We start from the raw sequence: 786 nt of genomic DNA, 5'->3' as shown, positions 1-786 counted from the left end.
TAACGCCTGCATAACACGTTTACTACTATGCGATTATACTTAAAATTGACGCCTTAAAACGAGAAACACCCGACAACCTGAGATGCCGAGTGTAGTAAATCGTGTTGATGCATTTGTTATGCCTGATTACTTATTTTCAAAATGATTATAACGTAATCCTGCTTCTTGAAAAATTTTCTCTAATGCCTCTTGAATCATGAAATCAGGATCTTTTCGTACCAATGACGTCCTAAATGATTCACCAGTAACTAATAATTGCTTACTTTCAGCATTACGGAAATCTATTTTAATTTGAATTAGATAATTTGTGATATCCCACTGCCAGTTATCGACATAAGTAATAACAATATCTGCATCATCAGGTATAACTATTGTATCCAGAGGGGTTGCAGGATAACCAAGTAACGTTAACTTATCAGCGATTATATAGTTTAAATGCCTTTTATCAGGAGAAAAGTGTTGGACGTAAATATTACCTAAATCATCCAATGATTGCCCTGGAGCCATTGTAGCTTCTAACCTAGTAACACAACCTGACAACATTGAAAAACTAACACACAAAATAAGTAACTTTATTATTCTCATTTTAGATACAACCAAAAATTATAAAAACAGATAGTATTTAAAAAGTAATTATATTTCAGTGATATATATCAAATAAAGGCATAACGCCTGCATAACACGTTTGCTACTATGCAGATTAAGCCTAAATTTACCACTTAACTCGGTAAACCTAAAGAAATCTAGAATGCCGAATGTAGCAAATCGTGTTGATGCATTTGTTAT

Annotated in this window: 1 protein-coding gene; it reads right to left on the bottom strand. The window is 32.8% G+C overall.

Features of this window, described 5'->3' with window-relative positions:
- Positions 1-126: 126 nt before the first annotated feature.
- The gene (locus tag PVK70_RS18785; RefSeq protein WP_242504836.1) at positions 127-507 is read right to left on the bottom strand and encodes a hypothetical protein; all 381 of its coding nucleotides are present in this window, start codon (positions 505-507) and stop codon (positions 127-129) included.
- Positions 508-786 lie beyond the last annotated feature (279 nt).

It is taken from the genome of Aliivibrio sp. A6 (assembly GCF_028765505.1).
Taxonomy (GTDB): domain Bacteria; phylum Pseudomonadota; class Gammaproteobacteria; order Enterobacterales; family Vibrionaceae; genus Aliivibrio; species Aliivibrio finisterrensis_A.
Note: the sequence above shows the minus strand (reverse complement) of the source record. Positions and strands in the feature narration are given on the sequence as shown.

What these genes read in the sequence shown, in the direction of transcription:
- PVK70_RS18785 (WP_242504836.1), bottom strand. Translation starts at nt 507, where the DNA reads ATGGCTCCAGGGCAATCATTGGATGATTTAGGTAATATTTACGTCCAA.